The 17,888-nt window shown below is 73.4% G+C and carries 12 protein-coding genes; 3 read left to right on the forward strand and 9 right to left on the reverse strand.

Annotated elements, in window-relative coordinates; translation table 11 throughout:
* Positions 1-267: 267 nt before the first annotated feature.
* The 3 genes from ABZU53_RS01875 to ABZU53_RS01885 form a co-directional block, all read right to left on the reverse strand.
* Positions 268-2,961: a helix-turn-helix domain-containing protein gene (locus ABZU53_RS01875; RefSeq protein ID WP_355063286.1), complete on the reverse strand. Its 2,694-nt coding sequence runs from the start codon at positions 2,959-2,961 to the stop codon at positions 268-270.
* A gap of 228 nt (positions 2,962-3,189) precedes the next feature.
* Positions 3,190-4,338 (reverse strand): acyl-CoA dehydrogenase family protein, encoded by a 1,149-nt coding sequence (locus tag ABZU53_RS01880; protein ID WP_355063288.1) that lies wholly within the window; start codon positions 4,336-4,338, stop codon positions 3,190-3,192.
* Between the two features lie 75 nt (positions 4,339-4,413).
* Positions 4,414-5,946 (reverse strand): acyl-CoA carboxylase subunit beta, encoded by a 1,533-nt coding sequence (locus ABZU53_RS01885; RefSeq protein WP_355063290.1) that lies wholly within the window; start codon positions 5,944-5,946, stop codon positions 4,414-4,416.
* A gap of 162 nt (positions 5,947-6,108) precedes the next feature.
* Between ABZU53_RS01885 and ABZU53_RS01890 the strand changes: the two genes are divergently transcribed.
* A complete protein-coding gene (locus ABZU53_RS01890) occupies positions 6,109-6,681 on the forward strand; it encodes a snapalysin family zinc-dependent metalloprotease (protein ID WP_355063292.1) in 573 nt (190 codons plus the stop codon).
* A gap of 55 nt (positions 6,682-6,736) precedes the next feature.
* Here ABZU53_RS01890 and ABZU53_RS01895 read toward each other — a convergent pair whose 3' ends face one another.
* The 5 genes from ABZU53_RS01895 to ABZU53_RS01915 all read right to left on the reverse strand — a co-directional run bounded on the left by ABZU53_RS01895 (position 6,737) and on the right by ABZU53_RS01915 (position 14,602).
* Positions 6,737-7,657 carry a hydroxymethylglutaryl-CoA lyase gene (locus ABZU53_RS01895; protein WP_355063294.1) on the reverse strand — a complete coding sequence of 307 codons (921 nt, stop codon included), beginning with the start codon at positions 7,655-7,657 and terminating at the stop codon, positions 6,737-6,739.
* A 132-nt stretch (positions 7,658-7,789) separates the two neighbouring features.
* A complete protein-coding gene (locus ABZU53_RS01900) occupies positions 7,790-9,127 on the reverse strand; it encodes a biotin carboxylase N-terminal domain-containing protein (protein WP_355063296.1) in 1,338 nt (445 codons plus the stop codon).
* Between the two features lie 97 nt (positions 9,128-9,224).
* Positions 9,225-9,824: a TetR/AcrR family transcriptional regulator gene (locus tag ABZU53_RS01905; RefSeq protein ID WP_355063298.1), complete on the reverse strand. Its 600-nt coding sequence runs from the start codon at positions 9,822-9,824 to the stop codon at positions 9,225-9,227.
* Between the two features lie 117 nt (positions 9,825-9,941).
* The gene (locus tag ABZU53_RS01910; protein WP_355063300.1) at positions 9,942-12,812 is read right to left on the reverse strand and encodes a hypothetical protein; all 2,871 of its coding nucleotides are present in this window, start codon (positions 12,810-12,812) and stop codon (positions 9,942-9,944) included.
* 2 nt (positions 12,813-12,814) lie between these two features.
* The gene (locus ABZU53_RS01915) at positions 12,815-14,602 is read right to left on the reverse strand and encodes an HSP90 family protein (protein WP_355063302.1); all 1,788 of its coding nucleotides are present in this window, start codon (positions 14,600-14,602) and stop codon (positions 12,815-12,817) included.
* 121 nt (positions 14,603-14,723) lie between these two features.
* Between ABZU53_RS01915 and ABZU53_RS01920 the strand changes: the two genes are divergently transcribed.
* Positions 14,724-15,980: an MFS transporter gene (locus ABZU53_RS01920; RefSeq protein WP_355063304.1), complete on the forward strand. Its 1,257-nt coding sequence runs from the start codon at positions 14,724-14,726 to the stop codon at positions 15,978-15,980.
* 17 nt (positions 15,981-15,997) lie between these two features.
* On the opposite strand, the gene ABZU53_RS01925 is transcribed toward ABZU53_RS01920, so the two are convergent.
* A complete protein-coding gene (locus ABZU53_RS01925) occupies positions 15,998-17,155 on the reverse strand; it encodes an FAD-dependent oxidoreductase (protein ID WP_355063306.1) in 1,158 nt (385 codons plus the stop codon).
* 107 nt (positions 17,156-17,262) lie between these two features.
* Here ABZU53_RS01925 and ABZU53_RS01930 point away from each other — a divergent pair, with 107 nt between their 5' ends.
* A complete protein-coding gene (locus ABZU53_RS01930; protein WP_354854890.1) occupies positions 17,263-17,844 on the forward strand; it encodes a TetR family transcriptional regulator in 582 nt (193 codons plus the stop codon).
* Positions 17,845-17,888: the final 44 nt, after the last annotated feature.

The raw sequence follows: 17,888 nt of genomic DNA on the forward strand, positions 1-17,888 counted from the left end.
CGGTCGAGCCGTGTCGGGGCGACGTCCGGGCGGTCGACCGAGGCGTGCGGCGGGTGCCGGCAGCACCGGCAGAAAGACCGGCAGAACTGACTTTGCAGACCGGACAAACCTCTTGAAGAGCACCTTCCACCCCGGCAGCGGTGGCAGGCTTTCGTCCACCGGGGAATCACCGGGGGGTGACGGCGCGGGCGAACAGCGAGGGGTAGCACCAAGGGGGCTCTTCGCTCGCGCCACTCTCCATCGGGCCGGCCACCGACGGGCGCCCAACTAGCGCTCGACGGACCCGCCCCGCGCGGCCATCAGCGCATAGAGCAGCCCGGACTCCTGCGGCAGCAACCGGATGCCACTCTCCTCGCAGACCCGGTCGAGACGATCGAGAACCGCCGGGTCCGACGTGCTCGCGGCGAGGCCCACCAGCGCCTCCACCACGTCCCGCCGATCGTGACCGGCCTCGGCAGCGGCGGCGAACCACTCGGCCGCCAGTTCCCGGTCACCCCGGTGCAGTGCCAGGTTCCCCTCGATCAGCGCACAGATACCCGCCTCCGGCCCGCCCCAGGACAACACCGTGTCGTCCGAGCGCGGTCGCGGGAGTCCGACCCGCTCCACCCACTGCTGGCCCGGCACGACAACTGTCGCCTCGGCGCCCCCCGCGCGCAGCTCGGTCAGCACCTCGGTCGCCTCCGTGGCACGCCCGTCCTGCGCGAGCGCCAATCCGACCGTCCCGAGCACCCGCCGTCGATGCCCCGGGTCACCCAACTCGAACAGTGCCGACGCCGCGCGCCGGCCCTGGTCGACGGCATCGGCGTACCGGCCCTCCAGGCGGGACACCTCGGCCCGGTTGGCCCAGGCCAACACCCGCAACCGCTGCTCACCGCCCTCGGCGGCGAGCCGGTCCACGGCAGCCAGCCGACGGCGTGCCGCGCCCAGGTCACCGATGCGGATCTCGTGCCAGGCGAGGCTGTTCTGCGCCACCGCCAGCTCCCGGGTCCGCCCGTTGCGGGCGGCGAGCCGGAGCACCGCCTCGGCCTGCTCCCGGGCCTCGTCGTGCCCGCCGACGGTGGTCAGCAGCGCGCCGAGCACGCTGCGCGCCTCCAGCTCGCCGGTCACGTCGCCGGCCTGTCGGAACGCCTCCAACGCGGCCCGCGCCGTCGGCAACTCGTCGACCTCGGCACCGTGCTCGGCGGCGAGCCGGGCCACCCCGAGGCTGGCCCAGCCGCGAAGGATCGGGTCCGCGTCCGCGGTTCGGGGGTCGGCCAGCAACCGCCGCAGCCACTGCCGCCCGGCGACATCGCGCCCCCGGAAGCGCCACCAACGGGGCAGGCAGGCCGCCAGACGGAGCGCGGTCAGCGGGTCGTCGGTGGCCGCGTGGGCCAGCGCCGTGCTGATGTCGCTGCTCACCTCGTCGAGCCGGTGCACCGCGTCGAGCATCCGGGGGCCGGCCAGGTCGGAGGCGGTCCGCGCCACGAGGCGGGCGACCACCTCCGCATGCCGACGCCGTACGCAGGTCAGCTCACCACTGCCCACGGCCTGCTCGATGGCGAAGTCACGAACCGCGTCGAGCAGGCGGAACCGGAACGGCCCGGTGCCGCGAACGCTCAGCAGGCCGAGCTCGACGAGGCGGTCCAGCAGCGGGACCGGATCGATGGCGACCGTACCGTCCCGGTCGGCCTCGTCGGCGAGCATCTCCTCGGCCAGCTCCACCGACCACCGGTTGCCGAACATGGCAAGCCGCCGCAGCGCGTCGCGCTCATCCGGCGCGAGCAGGCGGTAGCTGGTCGCCACCGCGTCCCGCAGGGTCACCGCCACCGCCGCCCGGGTGGCATCGGTGGCATACGGGCGGCGGGTGGCCGCCTCCGGCCCGTCCCAGCGGTTACGGGCCGCCGGGTCGGCCGAGGTGGTCAGGTCGAGCACGCGATCGCCGTACCGATCGAGCAGTTCGGTGAGGTCGAGCAGCCGGCCCCGGGCGGCCATCAGCTCGATGGCCAGCGGCAGGCCGCCCAGCCGACGGATCAGGGCGGCCAACGCCGGCAGCTCGTCCGGAGTCGGCGGCTCCCGACGGACCTGGGCGAGCCGCGCGGTGAACAGCGCGACCGCCGGCCACGAGCCGAGCGTGGCCGGCCCGGAGTGCTCGGCGTCCGGCGGCGGCACCTCGAGCGGGGCTACCGGCCAGACCCGTTCACCGGGCAGCCCGACCGGGTGCCGTCCGGTGACCAGCACCCGCAACGACGGCAGCACGATGCCCAGCCGGTGCAGGGTCTCGGCCACCGGGCCGGGTGCGCGCTCGACCGCGTCCATGACCAGGAGTGCCGGCCGGCCGGCGAGCCGGGCGACGAGTTCCGGCAGCCGGGCCGCGCCGAGGACGGTCATCGTGGCGGCGAGCACGTCCGGTCCGTCCGAGCCCTCGCCGACCAGCACGCCGGCCACACCGCCCGGATGTGCGCGGGCGGCTGCGTGGGCAACGGCGAGCGCGAGCGCGGTCTTGCCGACCCCGGCCAGCCCGACCAGGCTCACCAGTCGGGGGCCGCGTTCCGCGGTCAGCATTCCGGCCAGCTCGGTGACGTCGCGGTCGCGGCCGATCAGGGCTACCGGTGGGGGGAGTGCCACCCGAGCGGCGGCCCGGGCGGCTCCGGCTGTCGACGTGACACCGGCGCCAACCCCGAGCGTGCCCGAGATGACGTCCGGCCGGGGCGACTCACCGCCGGCGGCGCCGCGGGCCGTCGCCAGGAACGCCGCCCGGGTCGCGCCGGCCAACTCCAACGCCGTGGCCAGCAACTCGACGGTGGTGCGCTGCGGCCGGACCGACCGGCCGCGCTCCAGGTCCCGCACCGTCCGCACGCCGACCCCGGCACGGGACGCCAGCTCCGCCTGAGTCAGGCCGGCCGCGCGCCGGTGCGCACGCAGCAGTTCCGGCAGCCCGCTACGACCGGCCGGGCTCCGCGACCGATCATGCTCCGGAGTCATGGCCACGAAGAGTACGGATCGACTCCGACCATCGGCAGTCGAACGTCGGTCTGCCGACGTCCGCTCGCCGAAAATCCGACAGCCGAACGGCTGGCCGGCCCACGACGGCAAGCCGGCGTCAGACAGCAAGCCGGCGTCGAACGGCCGGCCGACGGCAGACGGCCGGCCGGTGGCGGGCAGGGAGAGGCGGAGCGGGACCGGGCCGCGTCCAGGTGTGGTGTGGGTGGTTCAGAGACCCAGGTCGCGGGCGATGATCATGCGCTGCACCTCGCTGGTGCCCTCGCCGATTTCCAGGATCTTGGAGTCCCGCCAGAACCGGGCGACCGGGTACTCGTTCATGAAGCCGTACCCGCCGTGGATCTGGGTCGCCTCGCGGGCGTTGTCCACCGCGATGGTGCTCGCGTGCAGCTTCGCGATGGCGGCCTGTCGCTTGAACGGCTCACCGGCCAGCATCCGGGCGGCGGCGTCGTAGTAGGCCAGCCGGGCGGTGTGCGCCTTCAGCTCCATGTCGGCGATCTTGAACTGGATGGCCTGGTTGGCGCCGATCGGGCGGCCGAACGCCTCCCGCTCCTGCGCGTACTTGATCGACTCGTCGACGCAGCCCTGGGCGAGGCCGACGGCCAGTGCGGCGATCGCGATCCGGCCCTCGTCGAGGATCCGCAGGAACTGGGCGAACCCTCGGCCGCGGGCACCGAGGAGGTTGGCCGCGGGCACCCGACAGTCGTCGAAGGTCAACTCGTGGGTGTCCGAGGCGGTCCACCCGACCTTGGAGTAACCAGGGGCCACCGTGAATCCGGGCGTACCGGTCGGCACGATGATCGTCGACAGCTCCTTGGAGCCGTCCGCGTTGGTGCCGGTCACGGCGGTGACGGTGACCAGGGCCGTGATGTCGGTCCCCGAGTTGGTGATGAACGCCTTCGACCCGTTGATCACCCACTCGTCGCCGTCCAGCACGGCGCGCGTCTGGGTGCCGGCGGCGTCGGATCCGGTGCCCGGCTCGGTGAGCCCGAAGCCCGCCAGCGCCTCGCCGCTGAGCAGCTTCGGCAGCCAGGTGGCCTTCTGCTCCTCGGTGCCGAAGCGGTAGATCGGCATCGCGCCGAGCGAGACCGCCGCCTCCAGCGTGATCGCGACGCTGGAGTCGACCCGGGCCAGCTCCTCCAGGGCCAGACACAGCGCGAAGTAGTTGCCGCCCATCCCGCCGTGCTCCTCGCCGAAGGGCAGGCCGAACAGGCCCATCTTGCCCATCTGCCGGATCACCTCGTACGGGAAGGTGTGCTGCTCGTAGTGCTCGGCGATGACCGGGGCGACCACCTCGCGGGCGAAGTCCCGCACGCTCTCCCGCAGCGCCGTTTGTTCGTCGGTGAGCCGGAAGTCCATCTCATCCTCCTGTGTGGACGGCCGCCCCGGCGCTCGTGACGCCGCGGGCGGATCGCTGTGGGGGTGGGGCGAGGGTCAGACCGGGGTCACGCCGTGCCGACGCCGGGAGAAGTGCCGGTCCTTGGTACGCGCGGCGGCGAAGCGGCGGACCAGCTCGCCACGCAGGTCGTGCGGCTCGACGATGGCATCCACCACCAGCTCGCTGGCGAGCCGGACGACGTCGATGTCCTGCTCGTACTCGGCCCGCTTGGCGGCCACGAAGGCGGCCCGCTCGTCCGCGTCCTCGATCGCCGCGATCTTGTTGGCGTAGACGGCGTTCACGGCGGCCTCGGCGCCCATCACCGCGATCTTCGCGCTGGGCAGCGCGATTGTCGCGTCCGGCTCGAAGCCGGGGCCGGCCATCGCGTACAGGCCGGCGCCGTACGCCTTGCGGACCACCACGCAGATCTTCGGGACGGTCGCCTCGGAGATGGCGGTGATCATCTTGGCGCCGTGCCGGATGATGCCCTGCTTCTCCACGGCGCTGCCGACCATGAAGCCGGGTACGTCGCTGAGGAAGAGCAGCGGCACGTTGAACGCGTCGCAGAGCTGCACGAACCGGGTCGCCTTGTCGGCCGAGTCGACGAAGAGCACGCCGCCCTTGAACATCGAGTTGTTGCCGAGCACGCCGACGACCTGGCCGTCGAGGCGGCCGAACCCGATGGTCAGCTCCTTGGCCCACAGCGCCTGGATCTCGAAGAAGGAACCCTCGTCGAGCAGGCCCTTGACGTACCGCCGCATGTCGAACGCCTGCCGCTCGCTGGCCGGCACGAGCGCGGCCAGGTCGGCCTTCGCGGGCGCGGCGACCGCCGGCGCGGCCGGCGGCGCCTGGGTCCAGTTCGCGGGCAGGTACGACAGGTAGGTCTTCACCACGTCGAGCGCGTCGGCCTCGGTCTTGCAGAGGAAGTGCCCGACGCCGGACTCGGCGGTGTGCACCTTGGCGCCGCCCATCGCCTCCAGGGTGGTCTTCTCCCCGGTGACCATCTCGACCATCCGGTCGGAGCCGAGATACATGCTCGCGTTGCCGTCGACCATGGCGACCACGTCGCAGAACGCCGGAATGTACGCCCCACCGGCGGCGCTCGGGCCGAACAGCGCGCAGACCTGCGGGATCGAACCCGAGGCGCGGACCTGGTTCCAGAAGATCTTGCCGGCGCCACGCCGGCCGGGGAAGAGGTCGACCTGGTCGGTGATCCGGGCGCCGGCGGAGTCGACCAGGTAGACCATCGGCACGCCGGCGCCGTACGCCCGCTCGATGATCCGGATGATCTTCTCGACGGTCCGGGCGCCCCAACTGCCGGCCTTGACGGTGGAGTCGTTGGCCATCAGGCAGACCTGCCGCCCGTCGATCGTGGCGGTGCCGGTGACCACGCCGTCGGCGGGCAGCCCGTCGGCGAGCGCGTTGGCGTAGAGGCCGTCCTCGACGAACGAACCCTCGTCGACCAGCAGCGCGACGCGTTCGCGGGCGAAGAGCTTGCCCTTGGCCTCGTTGGCCGCGTGGTACTTGTCCGCGCCGCCGGACCGGGCCCGCTTGCGCAGTTGCTCCAGCGCCTCACCGTCGAGCGTCACGCCGACTCCCTCGCCCGTACTGACCTGAACGATCGTTAGGCTATCGCATTCGCGCACCTCCCGGCGACCCACGACCGACCGACGCTTCTTCGAACGAAACATTGAAATCTATTAATCTCTGTGGATAGGCTCCTGGCACCCCCTCCCGGATAGGAGTCAGCGATGACCTCACGACTCGGTCGGCTCGCCGTCGCGTTTGTCGCGACGGCAGTTGCCACGCTCGGCGTCACGGTCGCCAACCCCGCGCCCGCGTCCGCCGCAATGACCATCTGCTACAACACCAGCCAGGCAGGCGCCTACGCCGGCACCGCCAACCAGGCCGCCTCGATCTGGAACAACGCCACCACGAACCTGACGCTTACCGCGAACTGCGGCTCCAACCTGCGGATCTACCAGATCACCGGCGGCGGCTCCTACGCCGTGCGGACCAGCCTCGGCAACGGCCGGGTCTACATCGACACCCAGCAGGCGGCGCAGTACAGCCCGCTGCGGATCATGACCCACGAGATCGGGCACATCCTCGGCCTGCCGGACAACTACAACGGCAACTGCGCGATCCTGATGTCCGGCGGCAGCGCCGGCACCAGCTGCACCAACCCGTACCCGAGCACCGCCGAGGCGAACCGGGTGAGCAGCCTCTTCGCCGGCACCCTCAGCGCCACCGAGCGCAGCACCGGCCGCAGCGCGGACATCTTCCGGGACAGCTGGCCGAGCGTGCTCACCCCGGTGAGCTGACCGACCTGGCACGAACGAAGGGGCCGGCGTGTTCGCCGGCCCCTTCGTCGCGTCCTCAGCTCGGCGTCGGCGTCAGCCGGGTACGCGGGCCCGCCCGCAGCACACCGGACGGAAGCTTCTTGCCGAGCAGCTCCTCGGCCAGCTCGGCCACCTCGATCAGGGCAGCCAGGTCGATGCCGGTGTCGACGCCCATGTCGTGCAGCATGTGCACGGCCTCCTCGGTGGCGAGGTTGCCACTGGCCCCCGGGGCGTACGGGCAGCCGCCCAGGCCGCCGACGCTGGCGTCGAACTCGGTCACCCCCAGCTCCAGCGCGGTCAGCAGGTTGGCCAGCGCCGTACCCCGGGTGTTGTGGAAGTGCAGCAGCACCGGCACGTGCGCGTTGCGGTCGCGTACCGCGGTCAGCAGGTCACGGACCCGACGCGGAGTGGCCATGCCGGTCGTGTCGCCGAACGCCACCCGGTCCGCGCCGTCGCGGACCACGCGGTCGACGATGCCGGCGACCCGCCACGGGTCGATGTCCCCCTCGTACGGGCACCCGAAGCTGGTCGCCACGATCACCTCGACCCGCGCGGACGCCCCGTGCAGGAGGTCGATCAGCTCGGCGATGTCGTCCAACGACTCGTCGGTCGAGCGGTTGACGTTGCGCCGGTTGTGCGTGTCGCTGGCCGACACCACCACCTCGATCTCGGTGAACCCGGCGGCCAGGGCCCGCTGCGCGCCCCGGGTGTTCGGCACCAGCGCCGAGTAGCGCACCCCGTCGGCCTTCGTGGCCCGCCGCCACACCTCGTCGGCGTCGGCCATCTGCGGGATCGCCAACGGGTGCACGAACGACACCGCCTCGATCCGGCGTACGCCGGTGCCGGAGAGCGCGTCGAGCAGCCGCACCTTCGCGTCGACGGGAATCGGCTCCTCGTTCTGCAGCCCGTCCCGCGGCCCGACCTCACGAATCGACACGAAATCTGGCAGTTCAGCCAAGGGGTCACCTCACTGTGACAGAGCTGTGCTGGGGTTCTCCCAGCATGCCACCCCCCAGTGTCGATCAAGAGGTTCGCGTCATCCGGGACCGAAATCCTGACGCGAACCTCTTGATCAACGATGACGTCGGGGTCAGCGCATGCGGGAGACGATGCCGGTGTCGTACGCGCCGCTGAGGAACTCCTCGTTCTCCAGCAGCTCGGCGAAGAAGGGGAGGTTGTTCTTCGGGCCTTCGATCTGGAAGGCGGCCACCGCCGCCTTCGCGCGCTCCAACGCCTCTTCGCGGGTGTCGCCGCTGACGATCAGCTTGGCCATCAGGCTGTCGTAGAACGGGGTGACCGTGTTGCCGCCGGTGTAGCCGGAATCCACCCGGACGCCCGCACCCGTGGGCTCCACCCAGGTCTTCACCACGCCGGGGCCGGGCAGGAAGCGCTTCGGATCCTCCGCGTTGATCCGCATCTCGATCGCGTGCCCGCTCGGCGTCAACGCGTCCGGGTCGAACGTCGGCGCCAGCCCGGACGCCACCCGCAACTGCTCCTCCACCAGGTCGATCCCGTAGACGTACTCGGTCACCGGGTGCTCCACCTGCAACCGCGTGTTCATCTCCAGGAAGAAGAACTCGTTCGTGGTCGGGTCGAGCAGACACTCGACAGTTCCCGCGTTGCGGTAACCCACGGCCTCACCGGCGCGCACCGCCGCGGCCAGGAAACGCTGCCGCAGCTCCGGCGAGACCGCCGGGGACGGCGACTCCTCGACCAGCTTCTGGTTGCGCCGCTGCACCGAGCACTCCCGTTCGCCGAGCGCCACCACCCGACCGTCGGCCAGGCCGAGGATCTGCACCTCCACGTGGCGCACCCGGGGGAAGTACCGCTCGATCAACACCGAGCCGTCACCGAACATCCGCTCGGCGAACGCGCGCACCTTGTCGTACTCGGAGCGCAGCGCTGCCTCGTCGACGGCCACGCCCATGCCCATGCCCCCGCCACCCGCGGCGGCCTTGACCATCACCGGGTAGCCGATCTCCGCAGCGGCGGCGACCGCCGCGTCCAGGTCGGCGGCCGGGTCGGTGGTGCCGGGCGCGACCGGGACGCCGGCCGCCGCCATCAGGTTCCGGGCATTGATCTTGTCGCCCATCGCGGTGATCGCGTCCGCGCCGGGCCCGACCCAGATCAGCCCGCTCGCCTCGACGGTACGGGCGAACTCGGCGTTCTCCGACAGGAACCCGTAGCCGGGGTGGATGGCCTGTGCGCCGGTCGACTTCGCGGCGGCGAGGATCGCCTCGACGTTGCGGTAGCTCTGGGCCGGGTTCGGCGGGCCGATGAGAACGGCCTCGTCCGCCTCGGCGACGAAGGGCAGGTCGGCGTCGGCCTCCGAGTACACCGCGATCGCGCGGATGCCGAGCCGCTTGGCGGTCCGGATGACCCGGCGGGCGATCTCGCCCCGATTGGCGACCAGCAGTGACTCGATCATGTTTCCTCCCGGCGTCCGGATGGTGGGACGATGCCAGGGAACCACGACCGGCCCACTCCTGACGAGCCGGGGCTCAGGCGAGCAGCGCGGCCAGGGCTCAGGCGAGCAGCGCGGCCAGGGTGGCGCCGCGCAGCAGCTCGGCGCGACGCCGACGGTCCACCTCGCCGCCCAGGAACGGGGTCGAGTTCATCAGGCCGAACGCGGCGTGCGCCAGCACCCGCGCCTCACCGTCGGGCATGCCCGGGTGCAGCGCGGTCAGCACCGTCACCCACTCCTCGACGTACATCCGCTGCAGGCGGCGGATCCGTCGTCGCGGCTCCTCCGGCAGGCGGTCCAGCTCGTGCAGGTGCAGTGCGATCACCGCCGGGTTGGCCAGCGCGAACTCGACGTGGAAGTCGATCAGCGACTCCAGCGCGCTGCGCGGGTCGTCCGGATGCCCGGCGGCGCGTTCCCGGCCGCCGGCCAACAGCCCCTCGCTGACCGGGATCAGCGCGGCGGCCAGCATGGCCTCCTTGCCGGCGAAGTGGTGGTAGAGCGCGGGGCCGGTCACCCCGGCTGCCGCACCGATGTCGTCCATCGACACGCCGTGATAGCCACGGGCGGCGAACAGACCGACCGCGATCTCCAGGATCTCGTCCTTGCGGGACCGGCGCCGGCCCGCACCCGCCGCACCCCGTGCCTGCTGTTCCACCGTCACGGGGCAAGCGTAGACCGCGAGCCGACCGCGGTGGGGCGGCGGTTACCGGTCGGTTGCGTGCGCCACGCCACCGGTCGGCCCCCGCTCGGGCGGGGGCCGACCGGTCGGGGAAGAGGTCTACTCGTCCGGGTCGAGGTCGTGCTCCGCGCGCAGCGCGGCGGCCTCCGTGGGTCGATCCAGCAGGTCCAGGGCGCGGGCCAGCAGCCAGGCCGTCTGGCGGACCGGCCGCGAGCCGGCCGGGAGCCCACCGAGTACGCGGCGCAGCAGCGGCTCCGCCTCGGCCGGCCGGTCCAGGCGCAGCAGCAGCTCACCGACGAGAATCTCGACCTGGGCCGCCTCGCCGAACGCCTCGATCGACCGGAGCCGGTCCGGCACCCCGGCGAGCCGGTTCAGCGCCTCGTCCGGCCGCCCCTCCCCGACCAACACCCGCGCACCGGCCTCGGCCGCCATCGCCAGCTCGTACGTCACCGGCGGCTCCGGCTCCGGCTGCCCGGCCAACGCGGCCGCCAACCCGTCCACCAGCTCGATGGTCCGGACCGCCGCCGGTCGGTCGTCGGACCAGAACCAGGCGTACGCCTCCCTCCGGCGGGCACGCAGCTCGTCCAACGGCAGGTCGGCCAGCCGGTACGCCGTGGCGGCGGCGGCGAACCGCTCGGCGGCAACCGCGTCCCGGTCGGCGTCGTAGAGGATCCCGCCGGCCTCCTCCAGCACCTGCGCCCGGTGCGGGAGGTTGTCCGGGCCGTCCAGGTTGGTGGACAACTGCTCCAGCAGGGCCAGCGCCGGATCGATCTCGCCGAGCCCGGCGTACACGCCGGCCAGCAGGTGCCGACAGCGGTCGGCCTCCGCCTGGGCGCCCAGCCGGTCCAGGCCGAGCACGGCCTCCTCGGCGACCTCGGCCGCCTCGGCGAGCCGGCCCACCATCCGGTACGCGTTCGCCAGCTCCCAGCGCAGGAACGCGTCCCCCTCGGCGCCGCGCTCCACGCAGAGCGTCACCGCCTCGACGAAATCGTCCACCGCGTCGGCGGGCCGACCGGCGGAGAGCAGCGCCCGCGCGCGGGCGACCCGGACGGGCAGCTCCGCGTCCGCCGGCGCCACCCGCAGCGCCTCGTCGCAGGCGGCCACCGCCTCCGCCGGGTCGTCGACCGTCCGCGCCCAGGCCAGGCAGGCCGCCGTGAGCAGTTCACCGATGCCCAGCTCACGACCAATGCCGCGAGCCTCCTCGGCGGCGGCGCGGGCCTCGTCGACGCGGTCGGACTGCTCCAGCAGGTGTGCCCGGTGCAGCGCGATCCGAGCCGCCAGGTGCCGGTCGCCACCCGCGTCGGCCGGTGCCCGGTCCAGCGCCGCGAGGGCGTCCGCCCATCGTTGCTGGTGCAGCAGCGCCAACGCCAGCCGGTCGTGCCCCGCGGCCCGCTGCCGGGCGTCACCGAGCCGGTCCAGCACCTCGGCGGCCTCCCGAACCAGCGCGAGCCCCTCCTCGGCGTGCTCGTCGTCCCTGGTCAGCAGCACGCCGAGCCGCCCGGCGACCACCTGGGCGGGCACCTCCTCGCCCGCCGAGCGGTACAGGTCCAGCGCCGCCCGGTTCAACTCGACCGCGCCCTCGATGTCGTCCTCGTCGCCGCGCTCGGCGGCCCGCAGCGCCAGCCGGTGCGCGACCGTACGCGCCGGCAGGTCGGCGGAGCCGAACCGGTCGTCGCACGCGGCCAGCGCCGCCTGGAACGTGGCCCGGTCGTGTCGGCCCCAGCTCTCCTCGGCGAGGGTCAGCAGCTCGTCCGCGTCGGCCTCGGCGGGCAGGGTGACGGCGGGCGCCTCGGCCCGATCCCGGCCACCTCGGTCGACGGACGCGGGCATGCCCGCACCGAGCGCGACGGTTGGATCGGCCGGACGGCGGCGGACGCTCGCGGAGAGCGGCAGGTGCTCGCCACTGGGCCGGACGGCGAGCCGGCGGGCGATCCACTCCGACTGGTGCGTGGTGCCGTTGCGGGCGTCGAAGCGGGCGGCCAGCGCGGTCGCGGTCCCGGCCAGCTCGTCGGCCAGCGTCGGCGCGGGCACCTCGGCGGCCGGCCGGCCCTCGGCGGCCCGGCGGTACACCGTCGCCGCACCAGCCTGACGCAGCGCGGCCGCGGCGGTCGCCGCGAAGTGCATGGCGGCGGCCGGCGACGGCGGCCGGTCCAGCCAGTCCAGGTGCCGCTCGACCAGCTCGACCGCCCGCGCCTCGTTGCCGGTCAGCGTGCAGAACTCGATGTGGTCGCCGATGTCCCACAGGTCGGCGAGGTTGCCGCGCAGCTTGCGGTACGCCTCCCGGTGCGCGTCGCGCGCCGACTCACCTCGGCCGGTACGCAGATAGGGCAGAAGGAGCGCCGTGAGGATCGCCTGCGGCTGCTCGGTGCAGGTCAGTCTGCCGGCGAGCACCGGCTCGGCAAGTGCCACCGCCTCGGCGTCCCGCCCGGTGTCGGCGAGGTAGCCCACCTGACTCGTCGGGTCACAGCCGGCGCAGTCGGACAGCTCGTCGCGGGGTGTGGTCTGCCAGAGCCGGTACCAGTGCGCGGCGGCCTCGGCGTCGCCCACGTGGTCGGCGACCCGGAACCGGTGCTTGTGGACGGTCTGCAGGCTGTGCCCGCCGGCCCGGTAACGCCGCTCCATGTCGTCGAGCACCGCGTACGTGCGGTCCAGCGGCACCTCGGGGAACTTCAGCAGGCCGGACACCATGTACTTGAAGTGCCACAGCAACTGGTGCAGGTGGCGCTGGTGGTAGGGCTGCGGGTCGCGGTCGAACTCGGACAGGCACCAGGAGAAGGTCACGAACGACTTCGCCGGCTCACCGCCGTAGACGTACCCGGTGGTGGCCTGCATCCGGGTGACGAAGGCGAGGTGCCGGTCGTCGGCGGCGTCGACCCGGCGCAGCAGTTGCTCCAGCGCGGCGATCTGCCCCGCCCCGTACGGCATGTCGGCGATGCCACGCAGCACCCGCCACAGGTCCTCGTCGCTCATGGTCACTCCCGTCCCGGCACGGCCCGGCCGAGCAGGCCGAGGAAGGAATCGTTCAGCAGCGCGGCGTCGGCAGCGCGGATCGGATGGTGGCCGAGCAGCAGCGCCTGCCCGTACAGCGCCTCGATGGCGAGGCCGACCAGCTCCGGGTCGCCAAGCATCGTGACCCGCCGGACCAGCGGGTTGCGGTGGTTGAGCACCAGTTGCGGGCGGTCCGGTGGGGCGGTGGCGGCGAGCGCGTCGAGCACTCCGCCCCACAGCTCGTCGGCGCGGTCGCGGCTGGCGGCGAGCTGGTCGTTGAACGCCGCCGACCGGCTGACCAGGTAGAGCGCGGGCAGCGAGACCGGGTCGTACGCCCGGATGACCACCTCGCAGCCGGACCGTTCGACGGCCCGCTGCGCGGCGGTGAGGAACGGCCGCAGCGCCAGTTCGACCTGCGGGTCGAGAGCCTCGAACCGGGTGGTGAGGTCGCTCGGCTCCAGCCGTTCGATCAGCACCGACCGGTCCACCGCCGGCAGCCGCTCGATCAGCTCGGTGTCGTACGTGTAGCCGGCGTTCACCACCGCCAGGTCCTGTGCGGCGGCCACGGCGGCGAGTTGGCGGAACTCGTCGAGGCTGGCCGCGTAGCGGAGCACCCCGTGGCGTTCGCGGAACTCGGCGAGCGTGAGCGTGCCGACGTTGGTGTCCATCGGCCACCACCTGTCGACCAGCCGGAGCATCTCGTCGTCGTGCAGCGCCAGCGCCTTCACGCCGAGGTGGTGCACCTGGAGGAACTCGGCCAGCCGGTGCGGGTCGTGTCGCGCCAGCCGGACCAGCCAGCCGCGTACCTGGTCGCCGAGCGCCTCCCGGGTCGCGGTGAGCAGGGTGTCCTCGTAGAGGGCCTCGCGGCTGGCCGTCGGGCGCAGCTCGGTCGCGTCGACCACGCAGTGCGCGAAGAACGCCCAGTCCGGCAGCAGGCTGTCGGCGTTCTCGGTGAGCAGCATCCGCTTGAGGTAGACGCGGTGCCCGGCCCGGGCCGCCGGGTTCACCGGGGTGGGCAGGATGACGGCGACACCGGTCAGCCCGGCCTCCGGCACGGCCAGCGGCAGCACGTCGAACGGCTCCACGCCGAGCGTCTCCCGGGCGTACCTGATCAGCGCCGCGCGGTCGAGCGGTGCCCCCGGCGCGGTCGCCCACGGGGGTTCGCCGGTGGTGGTGACCGTGTCGCCGACCCGGACGGTGACCGGCAGCAGCGAGCCGAAGAGCCGCGCCAGGTCGGTGACGGTCGGGGTGGCGAACCACTGGTCGGCGTCGCGGCGGGGCACCAGCGTGACAGTGGTGCCCGGCTCGACGCGGGCGGCCTCCGGCGGTGCCACGGTCACGGCGTAGCGGCCGTCGGCGTACCCGGTCCACCGGACCGTGGGGTTGTCGCCGTGCCGGGTGAGCACCTGGATCTCGTCGGCGACCAGGAAGCAGGAGAGCAGGCCGATGCCGAACTGGCCGAGGAACTCGTGCCGGGAGAAGCCCAGCTCGTCGCGTTTGGAGCTGCGGCCGATGGTGGCCAACAGCTCGTGCACCTGCGCCTCGGTCAGGCCGACGCCGGTGTCGTGCACCCGCAGGGTGCCGTCGCCGGTGATCTCCGGCGGCTCGATGCGGACCAGCGCCGGTGCGTCCGGCTCGGTCGTACGCCGGGCGGTGATCGCGTCCACGGCGTTCTGGAGCAGCTCACGGACGTAGACCCGTGGGCTGCCGTAGAGGTGATGGCTGAGCAGGTCGACCACGCCACGCAGGTCGACCTGGAAAGTGTGGTCCACGCCTGAGTTCTCCCCGGTCCCGATGCCGGCGCCCACCGTACCGATGATCACCGACGGCCCGCGTCCCCCTTTCGCCCGGCGGCTTGACCCTCGACCCGGTCGAGAGGGCACGTTCGGCGGCATGACCTCCTCCGCTCTGGGCCGGGATTTCCGGCTGCTCTGGTCCGCCGCCGTCTCGTCCCGGCTCGGGGACGCGCTGCGCACGCCGGCGCTGGCCCTGCTGGCCGCGACACTGACCCGCGACCCTCGGATCATCGCGGCGGTCACCGTGGCCGGGCAGCTTCCGCCGCTGCTCTTCGGCCTGCTCGGCGGCGTGTACGCGGACCGCTGGGACCGCCGACGGACGATGGCCTGCATCGACGGCGTACGCGCGGCGGTGGTGGCGGCGCTGGCCGTGGCGGTCGTCCTCGACCGGGCTGCCGTCGTGACGCTGCTGGCGGCCGCTTTCCTCCTCGCCGCGTTGGGCACCCTCTTCGACTCGGCCTCGTTCGCGCTGCTGCCCACGGTCGTGTCGCCGGCCGCGCTGCCCCGGGCGAACGGAAGGCTCCAGGCGGGGAGCGCGGTGGCCGGCGGCTTCCTCGGTGCGCCGGCCGCCGGTGTCCTCTTCGCCACCGCCCCCGCGCTGCCGTTCGCCCTGGACGCCGTCACCTTCGCGGTGGCGGCCCTGCTCGTGCTGGCCCTCACTCCGACGCCCGCCGTGGTCACCGGGCCGACCGTTGGACGCCTGTCGGTGTGGAGCGAGATCACCGAGGGGATGCGCTGGCTGCGCGGCGACCGGACACTGTGGCGGGTCACCCTGCTGGCCGCCGCGAGCAACCTGGCGATCAGCGGTCTGATGGCGGTGATGGTGCTCTACGCGCTGGACGTGCTGCGCGTGCCGCCGGCCGGATACGGACTGTTCGCGGCGGGCGCCATTGTCGGCGGCGTGGGCGGGGCGCTCGGGGCGGGCCGGCTCGCCGCCCGGCTCGGCACGGTGCCCGCGCTGCGGGCGGTGCTCGCCGTGCAGACCGTCGCGCTGGTCGTGTTCGCGCTGGCCCGGCAACCGGTGCCGGGCGGGATCGCGCTGGCCGTCTTCGCCGCCGGCACCGTCGTGTGGAACAGCCTGTCGGCGTCGTACGGGCAGCGGCACGTGCCGGGCGGGCTGCTCGGTCGGGTGGGTGCCGCGCAGCGGATGGTCGGGCTGCTCACCGCACCCGTCGGCGCGGCGGTCGCCGGGCTGGCCGCCGCCGCGTACGGGACGGTGCCGGTGGCGGGCGCCGCGGCCGGCACGTTCGCGCTGGTCACGCTGGCGGCGTGGCGAACGCTGCGGCCGGTCGCGTCGGTGTCGCCGGTGGTCGCCCCCACCGACGACAGCACAGCACCCCAGCCGTCGCGCTGAGCAGCACGTCGTGCACCTCAGCCCGCGCCGCGTTCCGCGTGGGACAGCCCGGACAGGCGCAGCGCGATCCGCTGCCGGACCGGGGGTACGGCCCCGAGCAGCCGGAGCAGCGCGTCCCGGGCCGGTCGGCGGGCCGGGGAGGTGGTGGCCAGCCGGGTCAGCCCGGCGGCGAAGCTCATCACGTCCTCGGCCATCGGGCGCTGCCGGGCGGTGTAGTCGTCGAGCAGCGTCTCCGGGCTGCCGGCGAGCACCTCGGCCAGGGCGGTGCCGAGGGCCACCGCGTCGCAGATGCCGAGGTTCATGCCCTGCCCGCCGGCGGGGCTGTGCACGTGCCCGGCGTCCCCGGCCAGCAGCACCGGCCCGGCCCGGAAGGTGTCGGCGATCCGGTGGTGCACCCGGAACCGGGAACCCCACAGCACCTCGGTCACCCGGTCGGGTCGGCGGGTCGGGCCGCGCTCGTCGAGCAGCGCCTGAAGGTACGCCCGATCCGGCTCGGGCGGCGCCGTCGGCACGGCGGCGACCAGCCGGACCACGCCGTTCGGCAGTGGCGCCCAGACCAGCGGCCCGGGGCGGGCGAGGAACAGCGCGGCCTCGTCGCGGGGCAGCGCGCTGTCGACCCGCACGTCGGCGAGCACGAAGGACTCCTCGTCGCTGGGGCCGGCGAAGCCGATGCCGGCCGCCTGCCGGACGGTGCTGTGCAGGCCGTCCGCGCCGACCACGTACCGGGCGCGCAGGTCCACACCGTCGACCCGCGCGAGCACCCCGGCGGCGGTCGGGCTCAGGTCGGTCAGCCGGCACGGCCGTCGTGCCCGGACGCCGAGGTCGGCCAACTGCCCGACGAGCACGGCCTCGGTGACCGCCTGGGAGACCAGCAGGGCGTAGGGGAAACGGGACGGCAACCGGTGGAACGGAACCGACAGCAGCGTCCGGTCCCGGTCGCGGACCGTGAAGCGCGGCGCACGCACCCCCTGGGCCACCAGTGGCGCCGCGACGCCGATCCGGTCCAGCACCTCCAGGGTGTACGCGTGCACGACGGCCGCGCGGGACGTCTGTGGCGGTTCGGCCTGCTGGTCCAGCACTGTCACGTCGATCCCGCGACGGGCCAGCGTCAGTGCGGTGGCGAGGCCGGTGGGGCCGGCACCCACCACCAGGACGTCGGTGCTCGTGGGCAGCATGGCCACCTCCGGAACGACTGTTGCCAACGGGTGTTGGCAAACGGTTGTTGGCAACGCTAGGACGGCGGTCGTTGTGTGTCAACAACCGTTGGCATACGGTCGTTGACATGACCGCGCCCGCCCACCCGACCCACCCCCGCCGATCGGACGCCACCCGCGCGGCGATCCTGCGAGCAGCCCGCGAGCGGTTCGCCGCCGACGGATACGAGCGCGCCACGATCCGGGCCATCGCCGCCGACGCCCGGATCGACCCGTCGATGGTCATGCGGTACTACGGCAGCAAGGAGGGTCTGTTCGCGGCGGCGGCCGAGTTCGACCTCCGCCTGCCCGACCTGGCCGCCGTGTCGTCCGAGCAGCTCGGCGAGGTGCTGGTCCGGCACTTCCTCGCCCGGTGGGAGGGCGACGAGACGCTTGTGGCGCTGCTGCGGGCCGCCAGCACCAACCCGGGCGCGGCCGAACGGATGCGCGGCATCTTCGCCGACCAGCTCACCGCGGCCGTGGCCACGTTCGGCACCGACCCGGCGCTGACCGCCCGGCGTGCCGGCCTGGTGGCCAGCCAGATCCTGGGCCTCGCCTTCACCCGCTACGTCGTCCGGCTCCCACCGATGGTGGACGTCGACCCGGAGGAGCTGGTCTCCTGGGTCGCGCCGACCCTCCAGCGCTACCTGACCGGGCTGCCGCAGACCTGACCCAACCTTTTTCCCCTCCCCATGCGTCTGTCGGGTGACGCGCA

The organism is Micromonospora sp. NPDC005194, from assembly GCF_040608335.1.
Classification (GTDB): domain Bacteria; phylum Actinomycetota; class Actinomycetes; order Mycobacteriales; family Micromonosporaceae; genus Micromonospora.

What these genes read in the sequence shown, in the direction of transcription:
- ABZU53_RS01875 (WP_355063286.1), bottom strand. Translation starts at nt 2,961, where the DNA reads ATGACTCCGGAGCATGATCGGTCGCGGAGCCCGGCCGGTCGTAGCGGG.
- ABZU53_RS01925 (WP_355063306.1), bottom strand. Translation starts at nt 17,155, where the DNA reads ATGCTGCCCACGAGCACCGACGTCCTGGTGGTGGGTGCCGGCCCCACC.
- ABZU53_RS01890 (WP_355063292.1), top strand. Translation starts at nt 6,109, where the DNA reads ATGACCTCACGACTCGGTCGGCTCGCCGTCGCGTTTGTCGCGACGGCA.
- ABZU53_RS01930 (WP_354854890.1), top strand. Translation starts at nt 17,263, where the DNA reads ATGACCGCGCCCGCCCACCCGACCCACCCCCGCCGATCGGACGCCACC.
- ABZU53_RS01910 (WP_355063300.1), bottom strand. Translation starts at nt 12,812, where the DNA reads ATGAGCGACGAGGACCTGTGGCGGGTGCTGCGTGGCATCGCCGACATG.
- ABZU53_RS01920 (WP_355063304.1), top strand. Translation starts at nt 14,724, where the DNA reads ATGACCTCCTCCGCTCTGGGCCGGGATTTCCGGCTGCTCTGGTCCGCC.
- ABZU53_RS01900 (WP_355063296.1), bottom strand. Translation starts at nt 9,127, where the DNA reads ATGATCGAGTCACTGCTGGTCGCCAATCGGGGCGAGATCGCCCGCCGG.
- ABZU53_RS01880 (WP_355063288.1), bottom strand. Translation starts at nt 4,338, where the DNA reads ATGGACTTCCGGCTCACCGACGAACAAACGGCGCTGCGGGAGAGCGTG.